Here is a 23,177-nt window from a genome sequence, read left to right as displayed (position 1 = left end):
AAGGGCATCGACCCGGCTGTAGGCGGCGCGTTGTATACACTTACGGGCAGTTACACGCAAATGGCAAACTCTGCAATTATGCTCTGGATTCTGGCTGGCGTAATTTACCTGGTGGTGATCTCAACCATTAATGCAGACCGTACCCGTTTGCTAAATCTTATGAAGGATAGAGGTGGTCTCTGAGCTTACTCGGCCTTTATGCATTGTGTTCAGGCGTTGATGCGATTTAGTCCGAACCAGGAGTTCAATCCGTGAACTGAATTTTAACTGCGGTTACTTCCCAGGTTATGGCTTTGTTAACAACAGATGCAACAACCAAAACAGCCGGTTAACGCTGGAAGTGATAGTAACTCCCCAACCCCAGCATAGCGGTAAGTGCTTCCAATGCGGTGTAGGATTCGTCCAGCAGTTGTGGGTCTGCGAGGTCGTCTGGGCATAGACGGTCGCGGTAGTAGGTGGTTACCCATTGTCGTAGCTGTTCGATTTTGGCCGGATCCAATAAAAAGGCCGGGTGGCAAGCTGCTCGTTCGGCGGAGTTCATCACCACGCGTAGTCGCAGGCATGCGGGGCCGCCGCCATTGCGCATACTCTGTTTTAAATTAAAAAAGCTTACATCTGCAATGGGGTTGCTGGTGTCCTGCACAAGCGTCTTCAGGTAGCTATTAACACGTGGGTTTAGTTCGCACTCTTGAGGGGCAATTAACAGCATCTCTGTGCTATTTGGCCTGGTGAGTAGCTGGCAGTTAAACAAGTAGGATTGTACGGCGTCGTTTAGGCTTACATCGGCGTTGGCAACCTGAATGTCGCACAGTGTTATGTCTTGCCGGGCTGCGGCTTCATGGAGCTGTTCCAGACCACACGCAAATGCATCCTGGTGGTAGAAGAGCACTGATTCGTTCGCCACTGCGACCACATCATTATGAAAGGCCCCCGCATTGATTGCAGTTGCGGATTGCGGCAAAAATACTGCGTTCTTGGCCAGACCGTGTTGACGAGCTACAGCCTCACTTGCCAGTCGCGTTTGTCGAGCGGGAAATTGTAGATTTGCGGGTGCCCCCGATTCGCGACCATAAACATAAACATACAACCCTTCGCCACCGTGCGTTTGGCAAAGGCGATTGTGGTTGGCTGCACCTTCATCACCGAAAACTGCGATAGACGGCAACGTCGGATGCACACAGAAATGGGCTTCGTCTGCAAACAGGGTGCGCAGGCAGTGGGTTGTTTCTTCGTGTTCTATCGCACGGTGCGGCGTTGTGAGCAGGTTGGCGGGCGTAAAATGTACGCGGCCGTCTTTCGTATCTTTGCTGGCGGTTACCGTTGCCGCATTCGCGGCCCACATACTCGACGCTGAATACACCAGCGACAACAAAGACGGTTGCGTCCGTGCCACTCCGTTGAGTATTTTTTTGTCGCTGCCGCTAAAGCCCAGTTTGCGTAACAGGTCTAAACGCGGCCGCTGCTGTGGAGGAAAAAAACCCTGTACAAAACCGCGATCCAGCAGGGCTGTCATTTTATCCAGCCCTTGCAAGGCGGCATCCCGCGGGTTCGCCACCTGTAGCGCATTGTTTTGTGATGCCAGGTTACCTTTTGATAAGCCGCTGTAGTTGTGCGTGGGCCCAATCAAGCCATCGAAGTTAACTTCGCAAGTATCGTGATCGCTATGCATGAAGATATGTAACCTTTAAATATTTGCGCTAAAGCCTTGCGGTGGATTGGGTTCTTGTGCTGCAGTGTCGCCGCCGAGCATTTGCGATTGTGGCCAGGCGGAATAGTCGGCAGCGTAAAGTGCACTTGGACGATGGTTACCACTGTGTCCTGTGCCACCAAATGGCAGCTTTGACGAAGCGCCGGCCGTCGGCTGGTTGATGCTGATTACGCCAGCGTTACTCTCGTTAAGAAAAATGTGCTGGTGCGCTTTGTTATCACTGAGCAGGCCGGCCGCCAAGCCAAAGCGGGTATCGTTAGCGAGAGCAACGGCTTGTGTGAAGTTCTCAGCCCGATACACCTGCAGCAATGGGCCAAATACTTCGTCATCAAACACGGTTTTATTGCCGTTAATGCGAACAATACCCGGCGAAATAAATGCATGCTCACCAGGTTGCGCAAATAAAATCGCTTCGCCGCCTGCGGCAATCAATTTATCCTGAATTTTCAGTACCTGTTGCACCGCCATGGTATCGATCAGCGGGCCGAAAAATGGATTGTCCTGCCAGTGGCCGATGGCCAGCTTGGGCACCCACTGGATTACGCGCTCAAGCACTCGCTCACCGGTGTTACCAATGAGAACTAAGCGGCGCGCACAAGTGCATCGTTGCCCGGTGCTGATAAACGCGCTGCGGATGACATGCCAGGCTGCGACATCAATATTATCCACCTCGTCAACAATCAGCGGATTGTTGCCGCCCAGCTCCAGTGCCAGCAAAATTTCCGGGTGGCCCGCGAGCGCGCGATGAATTTTTACCCCAGTCGCGTGCGACCCTGTAAACAGAACACCGTTAATATCGCTGTCTATCAGGGTTTTACCCACTGAAGCACCGCCTTGAATAAGGTTGATAACCCCCGCCGGCAAACCGGCCTGGGCCCAAATTTCCAGGGTTCTTTGTGCGGTATAGGGGGTTTTTTCGCTCGGTTTGAACACCACAGTGTTACCTGCCAGCAGAGCGGGGACTATGTGCCCGTTGGGTAAATGGCCTGGGAAATTGTAAGGCCCAAATACGGCCATTACGCCGTGGGGGCGGTGGGTGAGTGCGAGCTGTGCGTCCCGCGTGGTGCCGGCGCGTTGTTGTTGTGCGCTAATACTGATGTCCACCTTGTTTATCATCGCAGTCACTTCCTGCAGTGATTCCCAGTGTGGCTTACCGGTTTCCCGGCTAATAATTTCTGCCAGCTCCTGCTGTCTGCTGAGAAGACATTCAGCAAAGTGTTTTACAACGGACGTTCGCTCAGTTAGTGGCATATTTCGCCAAGGTTTAAACGCAACCTGCGCTGATTCTACGGCTTGAAAAACGTCCGCGGTGCTCGCGGAATGTCCTTCCCAAAGCGTTTTACCGGTCGCTGGTTCAATTGAACGTATCGGCTCGCCGCAGCCTTCACGCCACAAACCGTCGATAAACACACTGTGCATTATTTTTCCTCCAGGCGCATGTATTGCACCGCATCACCGGGTGTTACATTTAGCGCGCTTATGGTTTCGGGCTCCAGTAACACGGCGCCGTGCTCACTGATCTGTCCCATCGCTTTTACCGCTCGGTAGCCGCCGAGCTGGGTGTTGGTTATCAGCAGGTTTTCTGTATGAATAAGGTTAGTCGCCTCGCTCACTTCAGAGATATGCGCGCGCTGAATGGATGCAATAGCCTCAATCGGTGCGCGCAACATGGGGCCACCATCAAAAATATCGATAAGATTTTCGTATTGAAATCCTTCCTGTTCGAGCAGAGCGCGGGCCCGCGCTGCAGCCGGGTGTGCCGTGCCGATGGCCTCTCTGGCAGTTTCGGGCAGCAGGTGCGTGTAGATGGGGTGTCGCGGCATAAGCTCGGTAATAAACTGATTGGAACCGGTACCGCACAAACGGTCCGCCTCGTTGTAGTCCATTTCAAAAAAATGTTGTCCTATTGCATCCCAAAACGGACTTCGATTGTCGGCATCCAGCCAGCCGCGTATTTGGGCGATAACATTTTCGCAAAACCGATCTCGAAATTGCGCCATCAACAAATACCGGCTGCGCGCAAGCCAGCTGCCGTTGCCCTTGTAGTCGCCATTAATAAACAGCGTGCCTATTTCTGAACAGTCGGTATAGTCGTTTGTGAGATGCAGCAACTCCGCGCGCACATCGCGTTTTAGTGAGTGGGAGTAGTGGTTTGCAGGGGTTACGCGGTACGCATAAAAAGCCTGATCACTGCCGGTACACGCATAAATACCGGCAGTTCCGATGACTTTTTTATTCTGTGTGTCTTCCAAGACCAGCAAAAAATAATCTTCCCGTTGGAACGCGTTATGGGTAAAGCTGGCTAGGGAACGCTGGATTTTTTTGAGTAAAATTTCCCGTTCTGGTGGTAGTGATGTCATGCCGCTACCGGCGATGTGGGAGAGTTCGAGTAGATCATCGATATCTGCGATGCGAGCGGGTCTAACCAACAGCATTAGGGTTTCTCCATCACACGTGGTAGTTGTGTTATAAAAAATGCGGTGAGCAGGGCGCGTTCGACCAGGCTGTCGATAAGCAGAAATTCGTTTTCGCTGTGGATGCCGCCGCCCAACACGCCTAAGGTGTCGATATTGGGCAGCCCTGCAGCGGCAAGATTGTTGCCGTCACAGCAGCCGCCAGTAGCGCGAAACTTCACGGTTTGATTGAGTGCATCGCCACAGGCTTCCAATAAACTGAAGAGTTTTTGGTGCGCACCATCAATCACCTTCGGCGGACGGTGAAAATCGCCTTCTAGCGTAAAACTACAGGGACCTTGGCTATTAAATTGTTCGAGAAGCGCAAGGATTGCGCGCTCCATATCTGCCATTCTCTGGTGGTCTTCAACACGTACGTTGAAATGCATAGTCGCGGTATCGGGTACAACGTTAATAGCAGAACCGCCGGTAATTTTCGCGATATTAACGCTGGTATTCGACTGAACATCACTGAGAGAGGCGAGGGCACCAGCCAGAGAGGCTGCGCCGGTTACCGCGTTTATGCCGTTAAAAAATTCGCGCCCGGCATGGGCGGAACGTCCCTTCACAGAAATTTGAAAATTACCGCTGCCTTTGCGGGCGCCTGCCAGTGTGCCATCTTCCAGTGCGGGTTCGAATACCAGTCCGCAATCATGTTGTTGGGCCATCGAGCGGAGCAAATCGCGGCTGCGCGGGGAGCCGATTTCTTCATCCGGAGTGAGTACTACGGTTAACCCCAAATCCGGCAGGAGTTCGCATTTGAGCAGCGCTTTTAGCGCCATCAGCATAACCACAATGCCACCTTTCATGTCCGCGACACCGGGTCCTCGCAGTCGGTTGCCCTGTCGCCAGCAAGTATTAAAGTGGTGGTCAGATGGGAATACGGTATCCAGATGACCAAGCATTAACACCCGTCGTGTGGCGTTAGGGTTTATCTCAAAGATCTCGGCACAATCATTTGCTGGCGATTCAGATCGCAGTGGCAGCGAACGTGAAACAGCGGTAAGCGAAGAAAATTCCCTTTGGAAAAGTGTGGTTACTTCCGCGATACCCGAGGCATTGTCACTGCCGGAATTGATATTGGCCGCGGCGATAATCAGTTCCAACATGGGTTCGGTTTTGTCCGCAAGAAACGCTTTTAGTTGTTGCTTAGGCTCGAGCAAGTGGCACTCCCAGTGTGTATTTTTTGCGGGTCAATTATCAGGGTTAATGTGCCGAATATGATTTCGTAATCAGCGAAAATTACTCACATAATTTGGTTTTTGCTCGGGCGAACCGAATCGTTGATGGTAGTGGAACTATATACTGCAGTTATTCATTGAACTAAAAGGGTGAACGCTGTGACAACACCAGAACACGATCTGGAAACCATCGATAAAATGAGTCTTTTACACCCGGCGTCTTCGGTCACCGATCTGCGCGATAATGGGCCGAGCATTATAAAAAAAGGGCAGGGTAATTTTATTTTTGATACTAATAATGTGCGATACCTGGACGCAGTTGCCGGCTTATGGTGCGTTAACGTGGGATACGGGCGACAGGAACTTGCTGATGCGATGTCAAGTAGCGCACAAAATTTAGGCTACTATCACAGTTTTAGTAATGCCAGTAATGCGGATCAAATCCTGTTAGGGCAGGAGCTGCTGAGAGTGGCTCCACAGAATCTATCGAAAGTATTTTTTGGTTCAGGTGGAAGCGACGCGAACGACACCTTGCTAAAGATTGCATGGCACTATCACGCAATTCGCGGCAATTCGAAAAAGGTTAAAATTATCGCGCGAGATCAAGCGTATCACGGTACATCTATCAGTACCGCCAGCTTGACCGGGCTACCGAGTTTTCATAAAGATTATCCTCTACCGTTGGACTTCGTACTTCACACGGGCTGCCCTCACTATTACCGCTTTGCGCAAGACGGAGAAACCGAAACGGAATTTTGTGACCGGTTAGTCAGTGAAGTTGCACGCTTAATCGAGCAGGAGGGCGCGGATAATATTGCAGCGTTTATTGCAGAGCCTATCCAGGCTGCAGGCGGAATTATTGTTCCTCCAAAAGGGTATTTCGAAAAATTACACCCCTTGCTTAAAACCAACAATATTCTTTTGATCGCAGACGAGGTGGTGTGCGGCATGGGGCGCCTGGGGCACTGGTTCGCGTCCCCTGAGTTTGGTATGCAACCGGATATGATTGCACTGGCGAAAGGGCTTACCAGTGGTTATTTCCCGCTTTCTGCTGCAATGATAAGCGATGATGTATACCAGGTTCTGCTCGAAGGTTCCGCAAAACACGGTGCGTTTTATCACGGCTACACCTATAGCGGCCATCCCGTCGGTGCTGCGGTGGCGCGCGCCAATCTGGCATTAATGCATCAGGAAAACCTGCTGGCAAAAACACGGGAAAATGGTGAATACCTCCATGAGAAGCTCCGGAGTGAGGTATTGCCGCATCCGCTTGTTGGCGAAATTCGCGGGCGAGGGTTGCTGGCGGGCATTCAACTGGTGACCAATAAGCAGACTCGAGAATTACCCGCACCTGCGCAGAAATGGCCGCAGATGCTGGCTGCGGCCATTCGTGCGGAGGGTGTCATTGTTCGCCCGTTACCCAGTGTTGCCACCCTGGCGATGTCGCCGCCTTTCACTATTACCCGGGAAGAAATCGATATAGTGATTACTGCTATACTCAAGGCCCTGGCCGCGTTTAAATAGCGTATTGTCCAAGCCACCAGCGAATCTTACGCACTTCAACAGCCGTGAATGATTGCTGATGAAGTGCGCCTAATATTTAATGCCCGCCCGATCAAACAAATCTTTAACGCCAGCTAACTGTTCTTCGTAATGTTTCCAGCGTCCGACGGCACGCTGGTAGAGCTTTTCGCGCACCTGGGATGCACTGGGCGTTGCCACAGCAGCGGTGTTTTCGTGAAAATTAAGGCATGCGTTTTCCCATTCGAGCCCACAAAAACTCAATAGTTCTTGTATATGCTGCGCTGGCTCTTCCGTTAACGTCTCATAATTAACCGTATGAATACAGCCGGGTAATTGTGTCTGCCAGAAAGACATCAGCTGATGAAAGGCGATAAAGTAGCGAGCGGTGTCTTCTATATCGTAATGGTAGTTGTAGTAAGAAAAGTTGAGTGCGAAGAGCTGGCGGAAATTGCTGAGGCAAACATCCATAGGGTTGCGCTCTACGCAAATGATTTTTGCCTTCGGCAGGCAGCGGGCGATAAAACCAATATACAAAAAATTTAACGGCATTTTATCGATAAAAAACGGGGCTTGGCTGCGACGCTGCTGAACGGACGCCAAATAGCTATCACCGATTTTATGTGCGTCGACCGCGAGCGCCAGCTTGACTATTTCGCTGTTCAGCATCAGTCGCGAATTTGTGTCGACCGAACGCCGTACTGCCAGGCCAAAATTTTGTAGCTCACCGAGAGACTCTACAGCGCTGTGTGCAGAAATAATGCGTTCTGTAAGCGTGGTGCCAGAGCGCGGCATGCCGACAATAAAAATACAGGATTCGCCTAGATTATTATCGCCTGAGGCGAGCAGATCGAGCTTGGCAAAAGCTTGCTGTAGTTGTTGAAATATTGCGATGTCTTGATCGAGACTGTAGCCAAGTTCTTGGCGCCGGCGTGTTTTTGCTTGCTGTAAGCATTTGAAGGATTTTGTGTAGTGTCCGCGCTGTTCGTATTCGCGAGATAGGGCATGGGACAAGTAAAGCCCATCTTCTGTGCTCAAGCTCTTTTGCTCCAGGAGACGCTCCATCGCATCTACCCGGCTGCCATCAAGATTTTCTTTGTTGAGTTCTGACAGCGCCCAATAGGCCCGAGCGTAGTTGGGCTTTATTTCTATTGCTTTTAGATAGTGCGCTTTTGCCACAATGAGATTGCCGAGAAACTGTTCTGCCGTGGCCAGATTAAACCGGAATTGCAGATGCTCGGGCTTTAGTGCAACAGCTTTGTTCAGCAGCTCTCTCGCTCGTGCATAGTCCCCCAGGTTGATGTACACAACGCCCAGGGTATCCAGTAAGAGAGCGCCTTGCGGGTTCAAAGCCACGGCTTTGTCAGCGCAGGTGCGTGCGGCTTTGTCATGCCGCAACATGGTCAACAGCTTGGCTTTTTGCGCGAGATAGTCCGCTACCTGGGGTGTGATTGACAACGCCTTGTCGATAAGCTCAAGCGCCTGTTGCAGTTTCCCAGTATTCGCAGCCACCATCGCCAATAAAAACCAAGCATCCGCGTGGGCTGGATTAGCCCCGAGTATGCTTTCACAATAATTGTGAACGGCGCGGAGATCGCCCCTGTTAAGTGCTGCGATAGCCGATTTATGTAATTGTTCTAGGTTTGTATTCATCACCGGTTACATGTTGTAAGGCCATCGAATATACTCGATATACACTAGCCCTTTATTCCAACTCAATTCCGATTTTACCCATGGTCAGTTTAGATAAAACCGATTTAAAAATACTTCAGGTGCTTCAGGCGGAAGCCCGCATTACCAATCAGGATCTTTCTGAGCGCGTCAATTTGTCGGCCAGTTCATGCTTGCAACGGGTGCGCAGGCTCGAGCAGGCTGGCGTGCTTATGTCTTACCACTCACGCATTAACCTCCCGTTAATTTGCCGACATATCGTTTGTATTGCAACCGTTAGTCTTAAGAATCACAGCCAGCAGGATTTTCGTGAATTTGAGCAGTTGGTGAAAAGTACGCCTGAAGTGGTGGAATGTTATACCGTAAGTGGTGAATTTGATTTTTTCCTCAAAATCATTTGCCCGGATATGAATCAATACTTAAAAGTAAACGATGCGTTAGTAAGCTCTGCCAATCGATCCATCACCATAAATACGCATGTGGTTATGAACCAAAATAAATATTTCGAAGGTCTGGATCTGGGTAAGCTGACGAGCGAATAGTGGGCTGCTAACACGCATGTTATAAAAAAACCAGGGCTTAACTGCCCTGGTGTTCCACCATTAAAGAACTAACAACATTAGCTGTTAAATTCGCCATCGTTAGCGAGAGTCAGGAGGAGAGGAGGAAATCTAAAAATTGAAGGAAAGTTTAAGCCCTATTGTTCGGGGTTTGCCTACATAATTGCCGTAACTTCTGCGGGTAAACTCACCATAGATGGTACCAGGGCCATTTTGCTCATCTTGTAACATCTCGGCACGACGAGTAGTACGTGTGCCGAGGCTGTAGTATTTATCCCAGAGGTTGTCGATATAGGCCTGCACTTTCCAACTGTTGCGAGAGTAAGTGGCCGACAAGTGGTGAACGTCCCAGGCGTCAATTGCTTCACCGCCGTAGTCCCCATCGACGTAGCCGATGATTTGCTCATCCTCATCCAGTACGGGCTCGAGTAATGGGTCGTCCGGGCCGCCAACAACGTTGTAAATTTCGCCGGTATAGACCACGCCGTAATTAATATCGAGCGCGCCTTCCGCAATTTCGGTGCTATAAGTGAGGTTGATTGCGCCCTGGTGTTCGGCGTGACCTGGCAGTCGAGAGTCGCCAAGCGCGTCGTCATCCCCAACCAGGCCGACAGCGTAATCTGTAAGTTTGGCTTTGGTATAGGCGTAGCTGAATGCCATAGTCCAGTGTTCGGCGAACAGGTACTCACCGGAAAGCTCTAGCCCTTTACTCTCTGCAGCACTGCCATTACCTATGATTGGCAAACTGCCGAATTCTGTGGTGGTTGCAACTTGAAGGTCCTGCCAATCGATATAGTAGAGTGCAGAGTTAATGGAGAGGGCGCCGTCCAGCAGAATACCTTTATAGCCAAGTTCATAGTTCGCGATGGTGTCTGGATCAATTAACACTTCATCGGGCTGAGCGCAGAGTTTTTGATCGTCGTTGTCATCCCTCAGCTCATCCTCGGTACATTCCGGAACGATGTTCACGCCACCTTTTCGATATCCTTCGGAATAGGTTGCGTAGATCATGTTATCGTCGTCAATATCGTACGCCAGGTTAAGCTTGTAGAGGTCGCCAGAGTCGTCACCCGAGTTAGGCGCTGTCTCAACATTCACGGCGTAGGGGTCTGCTCCGTCAAACACTGTGTCATACAGCGGGAGGCCGAAGCCACCCTCATTATTCACGCTGTATTCGTAGCTCCGGTAACCGAGGGTTGCGGTCAGGCTGGGAAGAATGTCGTAAGACACTTCTCCGTAGAGCGCTTTTTCGGTTTCATCAATATAGGTGAGCTGGATGTATTCCAGGCTGTCTGGGCGAAGTGCTACGCCGCCAAAGTTGTCGATAGCGAACTGATCAAACCCCGGCGTAAACTCTTCACTGATAGCGTCAGATTCGGTGCTGTAATCGAAGTAGCCAACCACCCACTGAAATGGGCCATCACTCTGCGAAACCAGGCGCGCCTCAATGGTGTCCGATTCCGATTCCACTTCTTCACGGGTGTATGCGGAGAAGCTTGGGAAAGCTTCGTACCCGTACTCAAAGCCGATCAGCAGGTCTGTCTGGTCCCGCTGGCCTAACTCTTCGTAAGTGGATCTTCCCCAGGTAAGGGTGGCCGAAGCAAAGCCGAGATCGGCTTCAATGTCGAGACTGAGAAGGTCGTTGGTGTAATGGTTGGGCTCCTCATATCGCGCTGCGGATTCGAATGGCCCTGTTCCAAACGTTAGCTGATTGGCGACCTGACGACCTTCGGCTTTGGTGTCTTGATAGTAATACCAGAGGTTGACGTCCCACATGTCGCTGGGTACCCAGCGCAAATTTGCACGGCCGGAAAGGGTGCTCTCGCCGTTAGCATCTTCTACTTGTTTAAGGTTCGCTGCCACCGCGTCCGGGTCTGTGAAATCGGGCTCCGGGTCTGATACGCCCGGTTCCCGCACAACATAGTTGTAGTCGATAAAGCCTGGGTCCTCGAGCTTGTCGGCGCTAGCGCGAAACGCGAGCGTATCTTGCAGCAGAGGAATGTTCAGTGTGAACCCAAAATCACGTCCAATGCCACTGCTTTCTGCATTGCTGCTGATGTCCCCACGAATTTCACCGCTCAGCTCACTCAAATTGGCAGCTTTGGGAATATAGCGAATCGCACCACCCATCGTACCCTGGCCGTAAAGCGTGCCCTGAGGGCCGATAAGGACTTCTACACGCTCGAGATCATTGGGTTTGAGGTTTACATCGACAGGAATGTTGCCGAGGTAGGTTGCCACGGTACTGGCCTCGAAGCCAGGCCCGAGACTGGTGGTGTTTAACCCGCGTACAAAGATATCGGCAGATTCGTTGCGCGGGCCGCGGTCGATAACAGTTAGACCCGGTACGTAGCGAGAAATGTCGGCAATGTTGTTTAAGCGTAATTCTTCGATTTTCTCGGCGCCCACCGCCGAAATATTCAATGGGATCTCTTGTACGGTTTGTTCGCGGCGTGCGGATGTCACGACCATTTCTTCCAGCTTGCCACTAGCAAGTTGCTGGGTTTCCTGTTGAGCTGATGCAAACTGACTCAGCGCTGGCAGTGTTGTGATGGATATTGCGAGCGCAAGTCTCTTTTTAACAAAACAGGAATTGACCATATACAGTCCTCGTTAGGTTGATGGCGTTGGCAATCGTTGTGCATTAAAACCTTTGTTTTATTGCATGCCTCTGAGCAAAGGCCGCGCCAGCGTGATAATTAAACTGAATTTTTGCGACCAGGGTTGCAGTGGCGCAGAAAATATTATTTATGTTGAAAAAACCGAATTTTATTCGGTGGCCTAAGCCTGCACTCCTGGCTTTTTGCACCAAATAGGGAGGGTATGCACTAAAACGCGCTATTTTTGTGTGCTGTTTAAGTTCAGTGCGCCTTACGATTCAATCGATACACAGATATAGGACTACTAATGAGAAAAACGCCTTCCACTGCGCTTTGCTTTTTACCGCTGATATCCCTTATTGGCCTGCTGGCACTGAATGTTTATATTTTTGGTGACAATGCATTGGGCGGGGCGAACCAGTTGATTTTGCTCACTGTTGCTGTCATCACCGCGCTTATCGCGTGGCGGCTTGGTTACAACTGGAAGGACCTGGAAGGAGGTATTGTTAACTCGATCACAGTCGCAGCACCAGCCATTTTGATTTTGCTGATGGTAGGTGCGTTGTCCGGCACCTGGTTATTGAGCGGCGTAGTGCCAGCGATGATTTATTACGGTCTTTACGTGCTCGACCCAAGTATATTTTTGTTTGCCTGCTGCATTATCAGTGTAGTTGTGTCGCTATCGACGGGGAGCTCGTGGACGACATCCGCCACGGTCGGTATTGCATTGATGGGAATCGGAAGCGCGCTGGGCTTTAACCCCGCAATGGTGGCGGGGGCAATTCTGTCCGGCGCTTATTTCGGCGATAAAATGTCGCCCCTGTCCGATACCACCAACCTGGCATCGGCAATTGCTGGAACGGACCTGTTCACCCACATTCGTTATATGACGATAACCACCGGCCCCTCGATACTAATCGCGCTTATTGTATTTATCGTGCTCGGACTTGGTGCCCATGGGGAAAGCAGTAATGCGGGCGCGATACGACAAGCGCTGGCAGACACATTCAATCTATCGCCAGTGCTGCTGTTGGCGCCGGTGGTAGTGATCGCCATGATCTTAAAGCGCGTTCCCGCGTTACCTGCACTGGTTGCTGGGGCAATTTTAGGGGCGGCATTGGCCGTGGTGTTTCAACGCGAGTTGCTGGCAACGCTGGCGGAGCAGGGGCAACTAGCGCGGTTACCGGGCTATGCTGTGGTGCTCACCGCTTTTTTTGGCGATACCACTATAACAACAGGAAACGAAGTCGCTGATGAGCTGCTGAGTTCAGGCGGTATGGCGGGGATGCTAAACACCGTCTGGTTGATTTTATGTGCAATGATACTTGGCGGCGTGCTTGAAGCTGCAGGGTTCCTTCGAGCGATTACTGCAGCCATTACGAAAAAAGTGCATAGCGCAGCGCAGCTGATTGCAGCAACTACCGGCACATCACTGTTTACCAACATCACTGCATCCGACCAATATCTGGCGATAATTGTGCCGGGGCAAATGTACCGTCAAGCTTATCAGCGTCAGGGATTGCAGCCGCAAAACCTCAGCCGAACCCTGGAGGATTCAGCCACCGTTACCTCAGTGTTGATTCCCTGGAATACCTGCGGCGCGTTTCACGCAAGTGTTTTAGGCGTTGCGACACTCAGCTATTTGCCATTTGCCGTGTTTTGCTACTTGAGCCCTCTAATGACGCTTGCCTGCGCATTCACGGGGTTTAAACTGGCTCGTTGTGAACCAGTGGGTGCGAAGTCAGGGGTGGAGCAATCGGCTTCAGCCGTGCGCTAAGTCGCTGTATTAGTTGGGTTACAAATCCAAACGCTCCAGCCCGAGGCGCAAGACTAGCCAGGAAATACGAATGCAAGAGGTGATTGAGTTGGAAAAACGGCTTCTCGAGCCTGCGATTAGGCGTTCGAGGCCACTGCATGAAAGCTTGCTCCATCCAGAGTTTGTCGAAATCGGTTATTCGGGGACTGAATACACTCGAGAAGACGTGATCGTGAGCCTGGTTTCCTGCTCTGGAATTGAAGACAAATTTTTTACTCGAGATTTCAGTTTAGGGCCTGTTACCGAAAGTTTGTGTTTATTGACCTACAAGTCAGCCTCCGTTCAAGAGCTTGGCGAGATGCATCGCTTTGCAATACGGTCGTCCATCTGGAAATTTGAAGGGGGGCGCTGGCAGCTCAGATTTCATCAGGCTACGCCCGTTGTGGAGGGGTTTTCTACAATTACTTAAAAAGCCCGGAATATGGATTATACCGATTGACGTGTTATCGAATACAGGATGAGCACATCACCTTTGGGAGGATGTTTATGTATCGCACACTGCACAGTCGCGGTAGTGCGTCTCTTTAGAAAATGCTATTAATGGAATTACTTCTAATTTCGAAGCGATATAAAACTATAAATAGCTATGGTTCCGTTGAGCAAATTGATCATGCCCACGGTGATATTTGGGCACCGGAAGCACACTTCAAATAATCTGGTTATTAACAACGACTATGCCTTTTGTTCCAGGGAAGTAGCATGGTGCGCTCGAAAAAATAATAAATGATTGGCGCGATGGACCGGTCAGCCAAAGGCTAGGTTATGGAATCTGGCCGTAGTTAACTGAAACTGCCCCATTTACTACTAAGCATGGTAACGGTTTAACAAAAACAGTTCGTATCCTCATGATTTTTGCGATCTATTAATGATCACATGTGCAGTGATTGAGCCTTATCTAGCAGTTGAAAGCAACTGCATTTCTCCAATAGGCAGATGAGATGTACCTTTTTATGTGTACGCGCCTCTGCTAGCTAACAATCTCCATTTTCGATCAATACCGACTCCTCGCTTTTTGCTGACCCTGAACTATTCTTAATGAAGGCAGGTGGGCGACGTTGATGGCCAATCCGTGTGCTTCGTAAATCGCCGAGTCTCTCACTTGTTGTCGGCAGGTTCGGATGGCGGACAATATTGTTTTTGACAAGGACGTCGTCGAACTGGCTGATTTATATCGACTACCGGTACAAAATCTCAATCAAAGGAACTGATTCATGACGCATCCATCTATGATGCTGCATAGCGTGTCCGCGCGCTTAAAGTGGCGGAACGAGCGCAAAAAAGACCAGCGTTTACAGGATGCTGGATGGTATGACTTGGCTGCGCGTTCGCAGTTGGCGCCAGTCTTTATTGGAGGTTGCGGACGATCCGGCACAACGCTGTTCAAAGAGCTGCTAAACAGGCACTCGCTATGTGCGTGTGGTCCCGAAACCTCCCTGTACGGGCTTCCGCACAATCTACAGAATATCTCCGTGCCTTGGGATATCGATTACGATCACCTCAAAGCTATGCAACAGAAATCGCGCAATTTAATCGAGTTCGCAGATGCCTTTGCTATGGAGTTTTTACGTTCAGAGGGTAAACAAATTTGGGTGGAGAAAACACCTAATAACGTTCGTGCGATCGAGAAAATCCTGACTTGGTATCCGAAAGGTAAATTTATTCATCTAATACGCGACGGCAGGGATGTAGTGTGCTCTCTGCGGCACCATCCGAAAGAGCGAGTTAAAGATGGTAAGATCGTACCGATTAAAACAACCAATTCAATTAGTAAATGTGCCACCCGTTGGCTAAACGATACAATGAGAGGCCTTGCGTTTAAATCGCATCCCCGTTGTCTAGAGGTTCGCTATGAGGCTTTAACCGAAACACCAGAGGAAAGCCTGCAAAGAATATGTCGCTTTATCGGTATTGATTTTGAGCCCGTAATGCTTAGTGGGTCTGGAGAAAAAAGCTGTCGAAGTGGACAGAATATGAACAACCACAATGCCTCAGATAACATTTCCGCAAAGAGCGTCGCTCGTTGGAAAACGGATTTAACTGCAACGGAGCGTGAGGATTTCATCAACATTGCCGGTGAGTTGTTGATCACACTAGGTTACGCGCAAGACCACTCATGGGCTGAAAGTTAAACGTGCAGATTTACTGCCGTTAACCGTCTTTGAATACGCTGTTAGCCGACACATGAGGTGGACGGCGTCTTTTTGTGTAGATCATTTTTGAAGTCGCGCGTTTGCCCGCATCCAATGCACGCTTGTTCGGTGCTCCTACTGTCTAAATCGTTGATAAAATTCGCACGCACGCCTTTAATTTTCTGACCTCGCATCACGCGAATATTTTTATGCGTTCCAGCTCAACATTTTATGTGTTTCTGTTGCCGCATACGCCAAACCATCAATTCTTTGGTTAGTGTTAACGGCCCACTGACCCATTTAAAGTCGCACCAATTTTTCAGTGTATTTTTAGGTATATTAAACACGATTTTAAATTCGGTCAGGGCTGTTCTTTGGGCGTTCTCTGATGGGCGCGTCGAAATAGGTGTTTTCCTGAATTTAATATTTTTTAACGTAAGACTGGTGTCGCGGGTTGCGTATTGACGAAGGTGCTATCTAACGAACGTTTTTGTGAGATAAATTTGAATAAATTGTTAAACCAGTTTGGGTGCGACATTTATTGGGAGATGCGTGACGTTTTTTTATTGTGAGAATTTGACCTCAATTTGGTGTGTTTGATTTGAGCTAGACTCGCCCCGCTTCAGAGAGGTCTGAGCTGAGGTGATAAGTATTGAATCAATCCAACAAATACTATTTGAGGAATATACGATGTTACCAAAAACATATTTGATCGGTGTTGCATTTGGCTTGCTCGCCGTAACGGCAGAAAGTGCAACGGTCTGTGATACAGTCGATAATGATGGCGACCCATTCGATGTCGGAACTTACGGTGCGTGCGGCGCTTCCAGCAGTGATCTGTCCGGAGTCTGGATGATCGTATCCGATTACAACCTGGAGACCAGTTATTTCGGCATGACGTGGAATGAAAGTCGGAGGCAGCGTCAAACGGTTCAGATACTCGATAATCAGGACGGTACCATTACCGTATCTGACTGCGGCTTTCTCGGTTATGGGTACGAATATACCTTATCCACAAGTGCGAATGAATTGACGCTAGTTGGGGATCAAGTTGTCGATTTTTCCCTCCAAATTGTTAACAACACTCAGCTTTCCGGTAGCGTTGTTTCCAGGGCATCTGTGTGGGGCACCTCTATTGATGTGATATCAAACTATGCAGAAGCGACTAAACTCCGTGATCTTACCGCGCCGGTGGTCACGCTCGGTGATCTAAGTAGCGAATATGGTCCTGTCGACAAAAAGAAAATGTTAAATAACTGGCAGATCGCCTGTTTTAAAAACACAGCCTACGACATCGAGTACACGTATCTTGATGGTTCCACGGAACGTCGGGTATACGAGAACACCGACCTATACGCAGCTGAAAGTGTTGAAAACGGTATTGCTGGCGATGCATTAGTACTATTTTCAATTAGTGAGCCCACTCTGAACGAGGAATTGCGTGCAGAGTTCAATCTGGCTGAGCGCAATGATGTGAATGGAGAAGCTGATAACGTGAATATCGATTATGTAGCAGATTCAAATAGCCATCTCTCAGGAATCGCATCAATTCAGGATGAAGATCGAGCGTTAGTAAGCGCAGATATCAAATTCAATTTCTCGCTCTAAATCTATACGGCATCACTGTAAGTCGGCGAAGGCCATGCGCTTTTTAAAGCGAGCGCATGGCCAGAAAAATCGATCGTTGTTGAAAGTATGGCCATGAGCCCTGAATTTTCGGGGCTTTATTGCCAGCAAGGTATAGAAACCAGGCGCTTAAGCGGTTTGTAGAAATCGTTTATTCGCTTGATCCAGCTCGTCCTGTTCTTTATCGCTAAATGTTTGTTTGCTGGCAAGGTACATTGTCGCCTTTGCATGGCTTTTGAGCAATGGATGGTATTTCGTGTCCAGATGATTTTTAAGTGTTTTGTAACAGTGCATAAGATGAAGATTGATTGCCATATGGCTTTCGCCTGCCTGACGAACCTGGTCGAAGGCTGTATTTATTACGCTGGCCAATGCGAACGTGCGTCGTAACAACCAAATATTGGTTGACGTGTTTACAACGCAATTAGCGGGGAATTCTCTGTCGTGCATAATAACGCAAGCGGAGGTAAGTCGGTCCAAACAGGTTATGGCAGTGTAGGGGTCATTTATACCGGGAGAGAGCGCACGTAAAGCGATCTCAACTAGTTGGCTCACTGCAAATTCCGGGTCCTGAACCGGTGTACGTTGTCTTCCGAAGACAAGGCATTTTCTATATTTATTGACCATTTCTTTTGAAATTTCGCCGCGCCCATAGAAGGTAATCAACGGATCGCCCACCGCGACGTAGTCCCCACTACGCACAAATACTTCAAGACCAGCAATGATGTCGGGATTTCTATTAATTAGTTCACGGTAATTAATCGTTTGCACGTAGTTGTTGCATTCTGAAAATAAAGTAATAGAAAATGAGGTTCTGACAGCAAGCTCTTCAGTAAGGGGGCGTTCGTCGGGCTGATCTTCTGGTCTGGGTAGTAGGGAGTCAATATCTCCAAGGAAGTCCGAGAAGCAGCGGTAAATAATTTCATCAGCCTGAATAAACTTTGCCAAGTGGTGAATAAAATAAATTATGCAAACCACATCAAGAATTGTAAGTATAGCCGATGACGCCGAAATAATAGATAGCGCGTCTTCATTCTGTGTTATCGAACTCAGGTGATGCAGTGAAATCAAGCAGTACAAAAATGTGGCCACCAACACACCAAGCACAACTTGTGTACCTTTATCCAGCATAAAGGTGCGAAGTAATCTGGGGCCAAACTGCGAAGATGCCATAACCAAGGCAACAAGTGTCATAGAAAACGCGATACTGGTTGCAGTAATAATAGATGTTGCCAAAGTAGAGAGTAGCTGCTGCGCACCACTTTGCGTAACAATCGGGAAAAATGCGAGGAGCCATCCGGGGATGCTGGCACGTTGCACTAATGCCAGGCAAAGTGAACACAGTACGACTGAAACCGCCATTAAGCACGCCGGGATAAACCAGTAACTGGTACTTATGGTTTCCCAGTAGGCTCGAATTTTTGTTGTTATTGGGTAGAGCTCCATCTAAAACAACCCATCCCGTTCATACAGAATTTCACCTTTTTGGCGTGAAATCAGAATGCAACACGAAATCTTGCGCATAACACCTGCCAATCTGTTTGTTGAGCTGAATATCGAAATCCAATGCGCAAAGTATGCCAACCAAATGAAATAGGGGTCCTTAGCGCTTTTTATGGTCGATCGCCACATCAATAGTCTATTTCTTATGAAAAATTTACTTGCTGTTGTAAAAACGCCCCTAGACACTGCGCTCGTGCATGCAGCGATACGGCCTTAAGGTATATCTGTTGATTAAGGCCGATGGTGAGCTTTTGATACATCAACCCGCTTTCGTGGGATGAACAGTCGCCTCAAACTTAAACGATCTGGATTCGAATTCTGGGCATTCTTTTTAGGGAAACATATTCTTGGGGCTGCGGGCTTAGCAAATTGTTGCCCTTAGTTCGATTTAACCATCGTACAAATTACGCTCTAGTAAATAATTTTTCCCTCCGAAACGCTTTCATGAGAGATTAATAGAAACCTTCGCCAGGTACTTACCAATGTTCTTATGAATGTTCTTATGAAGTGTCTTCAATAGCTGAGGATAGTGTTTTAGTACGGTTTGAGCTTCTAGCTAGGCACCTATCTCGTCAAAATTGGCTTGACTGAAAAGTGTGTTGTTGGCATTCAAATTTGTCCTGTGTAGCGATTGTGGTTACCGGTTTAGAACATCTGCAACATAAGTGAGGGCGAAAAGATTATCGAGTCTCGCGGTAAGAGATTTAATATCTAATAATATGTTTAATACGCCACCATTTGATCTGGATCTAATGGTGGCTGTATTTCGCGTCTTGAATTTTGTTCGGTAGTCGCAGTTGTGGATCCTCTGTTTTGCTGATCCAACCCAAACGATCCTGGCGTGTGAAAAAAGACCGTTTTGCTTGCAATATGTTTGGTAAAAAATGGCGCCCATCTTTATTCTCTATTGCTATGTCACGCAAATTTAATATTTAAAATATTTTCTCTGGTTGTGTTGCTTGTTGAAACTGGCGACGAACATAAAGAGTCCGAGCATAAGCATTATATATTTGGTGAATGCATGTCGTGTCAAATTAGGAGTTTTATTCTCAAATTCAATAATTGAGGCGCCATACTTTTTGTGTTTTATCTTGAGTTTTTTATTTGTACAGATCTGTATTATCTATTTTGTGGAAATGCTTAACGGTATAACTTTTTTCGTACGGATATTTATTTTTCGCCTAAAACGTCTTGAGGGCTTTAGAATAAAAAATTGTTGACGTAGAATTGCTGCCGCATGTGGTAGCGCCAAATATTAGTTGGTGCTTTATGTGAAATTCGTTATGCGGCGAAGCGTGCCTGCCATTTAATCGCATTGCTGGTGCAATATGAATGTTCGCTCTTGTGTCGATCAATTTAATCATCGTGGCTTGGTCTGGTTTGATCGATCAAAAAACCGTAATTGTTAATTAATATATTAATAATAAGTTTCCATTTGAGCCGGTTCTGTACGGTGATCGCACCCTGATTTCGCGTCAATATTGAGTCGGCAGTACTGCGGGAAACGTCCTGATCTTTTGGTGCACAGTGAGAGTGCTTTCTGCATTTGCGTTCGGGCGCAAGGTTGTTTCCGCTATTTTTTCGCTTGGGGTGGTGTGAAGAGGTAGAAACTCGTTCTCAGTTTTCAACTGTTTGGGGCAAAAAATGAAAAGCTTTTTTTACACGCTGCCGGGCACAATAAGTGGCAACCGCATAAAATTTTATGCTGTTCTTTTGATTGTTTTAGCTGTTTGTTTTCAGGGGATGGGAAAGCTTACTCGCGATGATAGTATTGAGTCCTGGCTTGGTGAGGATTCGCCGGTTATCAAGCAGCAGCGGGAACTGGAGAGTGTGTTCGGCAACAACGAAGATATGGCGATACTCGTTGAAGCGAAGGATGGCGACGTATTCTCGGAAGAGTCACTTGCTGCGCTATTGCGTTTACAGGCAACGCTCGAAGACTATAGGTTGAGAGTGCAGGACGATGGTGAGACCCCACTAAATCATATTCAGGAAATTATTTCTCTTGTGAATGTCCCTGTAACAGATGTTTCAGGAGACAACCTTTATACGCATCCGTTTATTGGTACATCTATTGGGGCTTCTGCGAGTTCAGCATATTCAAAAAATATCGACTTGCGAAAGAAGCTGAAACGTCGTGCGCTCGCCGATGTGGATCTTTTGAAACGCTTCGTATCCACAGATGGCCGAATAGCTGCGTTCCACCTCAAGACGGATTTTGGCCGCCTTGAAGGAGTCCGTCAGGCAGAGCAGACGGCTGATTCAAATGCGCTCGATACTCAGCTTTTGGAATTGGACCTATCAAGTTTGGACGCGCCGGAAGCGGATGCCGCCCTTGATGAGCCCACGGCAACAGTTAAAAAGCAAAACATTAGCTACAAGGAATATTCCTTGTTCTCAAACGCCGTTAAGTCACTGGTCGCCGAAGCAGGTGTAGAGGAGCAGTTCCGTATTCACTATGCTGGGCTTCCTGAGTTGATTGCGTTTCATGTGGCAATTGGGGCGGAAAACAAGGTTATTTTTTCCGGACTATTTCTTCTTATGATGGGTGTGCTATTGGCCCTTTTCCGACATCCATCCATCGTGCTCTGGTGTATGTGCATCCCGGTTTTAACTGTTATTTTGACATTCGGTATTCAGGGTTGGAGCGGGCAACCTTCGTCAGATTTGGCCGCGGCAATGTCACTTTTGTTAATTATTATTGGCGTGGCTGATGCAGTGCACATAATGGCCGAGTACCGGCACTACCGTCTTGTTGGTCAGCCGCATCCTAAGGCTATTGCTGAAGCCATGTCCAAAGCGGGGCTTTCATGTCTGTTAACTTCGCTAACAACAATGGTTGCGTTTTTGTCACTGTATTTGGTTAAACCGAATATCCATACGGCAATATTCGGTTTATTTACTACCTTGGGATTGGGTATAGCTTTCGTGCTTTCTGTCGTCTTGTTGCCGCTCCTGCTGGATATTTGGCGTCCCTCCTTTAAAAAGGTGCTGCTTAAAGATGTTGGCGACGACCAGCGTGGTAAGGGTTTTTACTCAGCGGTACCTGTTTGGGTCTGCAAAAGACCTATATTCACCTTATGTGTGTTTTTTAGTGTAGTAGTTCCAGTTTCAGCGGGTATCTATTTCCTGAAAGTTGATTCGAACCCGCTCGAATCGTTTGATGAATCCACCTATATCCGGCAAGCGGCAGAAGTGGCTGATCGCCATATGGGCGGCACACAAAATATTGATTTTATGGTAAACACGGGCAGCGTTGACGCGCTTTACGACGCCCGAGTACTGCATACTATTGATCGTCTGCAACTTCGCATGCGCGAGCATTTTTCGGATCTAGTGCTAACGGATACCTCAATTGTTAATGTACTCAAAAGAATTAATCAGCAGTTTCATGGAGACGATCCTGAATTTTATATTCTGCCGGAAAGTAACGCTGAGCTCGGTCAACTACTGTTTTTGTTCAATACAGCTTCACCTGAAGAACGCAGGAAATTGGTGAGCGAAGATTTTGATTCTGCGAAAATCATGTTCGGCCTCAAAAACGGCGGATCCACCGACTACATCGATCTGGTCAACACGGCCAATCTATGGGGCGCCGAGATGTTCGATGAACTAAAGCAGGAGTATCCTGATTTGGAAGTGATCACTGCCGGCGGCGTGGTCATGTTCATGACGTTATTCGAACGCATAGCTACATCTCAACTAGTATCATTTTTAATTACATTGTTCGTTGTTACCCTTACGTTGCTGTTCCTGTTTCGGTCAGTAAAAATTGGGCTTCTTGCTATGATTCCAAATGTGTTGCCGGTGGCAGTGACTTTTGGAGTTATGGGGTGGATGGGTATAACACTGAACAATGTGACCATGATAATTGCGCCGATAATCCTCGGAATTGCAGTAGACGATACTATCCATTTTATAAATCGTTTTAGAAACTTGCTTGACAAGGCCGATAGCGTGGATACGGCACTTAAACAAACCTTTATCACAGTGGGAAAGGCAATTACCTATACAACAGTTATTTTATCGGCCGGACTTTTAACGCTTCTTTACAGCTCAAATTCAGAATTTCAAGCATTTGCTTACCTAAGTGCTATTGCTTTCTCAACAGCTTTGGCTGCTGAATTCTTTGTTACCCCTGCGTTGTTAAAGCTTTTTTACAAAAATAAGCAAACCGTGCAGCAATACGAAGTGCAGTCGTATGAAACACCTGTGGAACTGGCAGGTAAGTAGCACCAAAAACGTACAGCGGATTATGCGTCTGCTGCCAAATAATACCTGCTTTGAGAACGACTGCTACTGGCATGGTAATTACTGAAAATAAAGTGTAAATATTTAAAGTTTTGTCCCAGTTTCAAAATAATAAAATTTATCCAGGTAATAGAGTTAGATAACCACACTTGGTTAAC

At 48.2% G+C, this 23,177-nt stretch carries 14 protein-coding genes; 7 read left to right on the top strand and 7 right to left on the bottom strand.

What is annotated here, in order from left to right; genetic code table 11:
- Positions 1-328: 328 nt before the first annotated feature.
- The 4 genes from astB to TERTU_RS10415 are packed head-to-tail and all read right to left on the bottom strand — an operon-like array spanning position 329 to position 5,324.
- The gene (astB, locus tag TERTU_RS10430) at positions 329-1,669 is read right to left on the bottom strand and encodes an N-succinylarginine dihydrolase (RefSeq protein ID WP_015818390.1); all 1,341 of its coding nucleotides are present in this window, start codon (positions 1,667-1,669) and stop codon (positions 329-331) included.
- Positions 1,670-1,684: 15 nt separating this feature from the next.
- Positions 1,685-3,127 carry a succinylglutamate-semialdehyde dehydrogenase gene (gene astD, locus TERTU_RS10425; RefSeq protein WP_015820919.1) on the bottom strand — a complete coding sequence of 481 codons (1,443 nt, stop codon included), beginning with the start codon at positions 3,125-3,127 and terminating at the stop codon, positions 1,685-1,687.
- Positions 3,127-4,143, bottom strand: a complete 1,017-nt coding sequence (locus tag TERTU_RS10420) for an arginine N-succinyltransferase (RefSeq protein ID WP_015819887.1) — start codon at positions 4,141-4,143, stop codon at positions 3,127-3,129. The genes astD and TERTU_RS10420 overlap by 1 nt, the downstream gene beginning before the upstream one ends.
- On the bottom strand, positions 4,143-5,324 hold the full coding sequence (locus tag TERTU_RS10415; RefSeq protein WP_015819279.1) for a hydrolase: 1,182 nt from the start codon (positions 5,322-5,324) through the stop codon (positions 4,143-4,145). The genes TERTU_RS10420 and TERTU_RS10415 overlap by 1 nt, the downstream gene beginning before the upstream one ends.
- 168 nt (positions 5,325-5,492) lie before the next feature.
- Between TERTU_RS10415 and TERTU_RS10410 the strand changes: the two genes are divergently transcribed.
- Positions 5,493-6,866 (top strand): aminotransferase, encoded by a 1,374-nt coding sequence (locus TERTU_RS10410; protein ID WP_041590195.1) that lies wholly within the window; start codon positions 5,493-5,495, stop codon positions 6,864-6,866.
- Between the two features lie 69 nt (positions 6,867-6,935).
- On the opposite strand, the gene TERTU_RS10405 is transcribed toward TERTU_RS10410, so the two are convergent.
- Positions 6,936-8,516 carry a tetratricopeptide repeat-containing sulfotransferase family protein gene (locus TERTU_RS10405; RefSeq protein WP_015819256.1) on the bottom strand — a complete coding sequence of 527 codons (1,581 nt, stop codon included), beginning with the start codon at positions 8,514-8,516 and terminating at the stop codon, positions 6,936-6,938.
- Between the two features lie 80 nt (positions 8,517-8,596).
- Between TERTU_RS10405 and TERTU_RS10400 the strand changes: the two genes are divergently transcribed.
- Positions 8,597-9,076, top strand: coding sequence for an Lrp/AsnC family transcriptional regulator (locus TERTU_RS10400; protein WP_015817926.1), 480 nt, complete (start codon positions 8,597-8,599; stop codon positions 9,074-9,076).
- A gap of 129 nt (positions 9,077-9,205) precedes the next feature.
- Here the strand turns inward: TERTU_RS10400 and TERTU_RS10395 are convergent, their stop codons facing one another.
- Positions 9,206-11,695, bottom strand: a complete 2,490-nt coding sequence (locus TERTU_RS10395; protein WP_015817290.1) for a TonB-dependent receptor — start codon at positions 11,693-11,695, stop codon at positions 9,206-9,208.
- A 306-nt stretch (positions 11,696-12,001) separates the two neighbouring features.
- Between TERTU_RS10395 and nhaC the strand changes: the two genes are divergently transcribed.
- The 4 genes from nhaC to TERTU_RS10375 all read left to right on the top strand — a co-directional run bounded on the left by nhaC (position 12,002) and on the right by TERTU_RS10375 (position 17,247).
- Complete coding sequence (nhaC, locus tag TERTU_RS10390) at positions 12,002-13,471, top strand: Na+/H+ antiporter NhaC (protein ID WP_015820707.1); 1,470 nt, start codon at positions 12,002-12,004, stop codon at positions 13,469-13,471.
- Between the two features lie 70 nt (positions 13,472-13,541).
- Complete coding sequence (locus tag TERTU_RS10385) at positions 13,542-13,919, top strand: nuclear transport factor 2 family protein (protein ID WP_015820276.1); 378 nt, start codon at positions 13,542-13,544, stop codon at positions 13,917-13,919.
- 802 nt (positions 13,920-14,721) lie between these two features.
- Positions 14,722-15,639, top strand: coding sequence for a sulfotransferase family protein (locus TERTU_RS10380; RefSeq protein WP_015820556.1), 918 nt, complete (start codon positions 14,722-14,724; stop codon positions 15,637-15,639).
- A 690-nt stretch (positions 15,640-16,329) separates the two neighbouring features.
- Complete coding sequence (locus TERTU_RS10375) at positions 16,330-17,247, top strand: hypothetical protein (RefSeq protein ID WP_015816799.1); 918 nt, start codon at positions 16,330-16,332, stop codon at positions 17,245-17,247.
- Positions 17,248-17,394: 147 nt separating this feature from the next.
- Here TERTU_RS10375 and TERTU_RS10370 read toward each other — a convergent pair whose 3' ends face one another.
- Positions 17,395-18,711, bottom strand: a complete 1,317-nt coding sequence (locus tag TERTU_RS10370) for a DUF2254 domain-containing protein (RefSeq protein ID WP_015820730.1) — start codon at positions 18,709-18,711, stop codon at positions 17,395-17,397.
- Between the two features lie 1,701 nt (positions 18,712-20,412).
- Here TERTU_RS10370 and TERTU_RS10365 point away from each other — a divergent pair.
- Positions 20,413-23,001 carry an efflux RND transporter permease subunit gene (locus TERTU_RS10365; protein ID WP_015817881.1) on the top strand — a complete coding sequence of 863 codons (2,589 nt, stop codon included), beginning with the start codon at positions 20,413-20,415 and terminating at the stop codon, positions 22,999-23,001.
- Positions 23,002-23,177 lie beyond the last annotated feature (176 nt).

The organism is Teredinibacter turnerae T7901 (assembly GCF_000023025.1).
Lineage (GTDB): Bacteria > Pseudomonadota > Gammaproteobacteria > Pseudomonadales > Cellvibrionaceae > Teredinibacter > Teredinibacter turnerae_B.
Note: the sequence above shows the minus strand (reverse complement) of the source record. Positions and strands in the feature narration are given on the sequence as shown.

What these genes read in the sequence shown, in the direction of transcription:
- TERTU_RS10370 (WP_015820730.1), bottom strand. Translation starts at nt 18,711, where the DNA reads ATGGAGCTCTACCCAATAACAACAAAAATTCGAGCCTACTGGGAAACC.
- TERTU_RS10420 (WP_015819887.1), bottom strand. Translation starts at nt 4,143, where the DNA reads ATGCTGTTGGTTAGACCCGCTCGCATCGCAGATATCGATGATCTACTC.
- TERTU_RS10365 (WP_015817881.1), top strand. Translation starts at nt 20,413, where the DNA reads ATGAAAAGCTTTTTTTACACGCTGCCGGGCACAATAAGTGGCAACCGC.
- nhaC (WP_015820707.1), top strand. Translation starts at nt 12,002, where the DNA reads ATGAGAAAAACGCCTTCCACTGCGCTTTGCTTTTTACCGCTGATATCC.
- TERTU_RS10395 (WP_015817290.1), bottom strand. Translation starts at nt 11,695, where the DNA reads ATGGTCAATTCCTGTTTTGTTAAAAAGAGACTTGCGCTCGCAATATCC.
- astB (WP_015818390.1), bottom strand. Translation starts at nt 1,669, where the DNA reads ATGCATAGCGATCACGATACTTGCGAAGTTAACTTCGATGGCTTGATT.
- TERTU_RS10400 (WP_015817926.1), top strand. Translation starts at nt 8,597, where the DNA reads ATGGTCAGTTTAGATAAAACCGATTTAAAAATACTTCAGGTGCTTCAG.
- astD (WP_015820919.1), bottom strand. Translation starts at nt 3,127, where the DNA reads ATGCACAGTGTGTTTATCGACGGTTTGTGGCGTGAAGGCTGCGGCGAG.
- TERTU_RS10380 (WP_015820556.1), top strand. Translation starts at nt 14,722, where the DNA reads ATGACGCATCCATCTATGATGCTGCATAGCGTGTCCGCGCGCTTAAAG.
- TERTU_RS10385 (WP_015820276.1), top strand. Translation starts at nt 13,542, where the DNA reads ATGCAAGAGGTGATTGAGTTGGAAAAACGGCTTCTCGAGCCTGCGATT.
- TERTU_RS10375 (WP_015816799.1), top strand. Translation starts at nt 16,330, where the DNA reads ATGTTACCAAAAACATATTTGATCGGTGTTGCATTTGGCTTGCTCGCC.
- TERTU_RS10405 (WP_015819256.1), bottom strand. Translation starts at nt 8,516, where the DNA reads ATGAATACAAACCTAGAACAATTACATAAATCGGCTATCGCAGCACTT.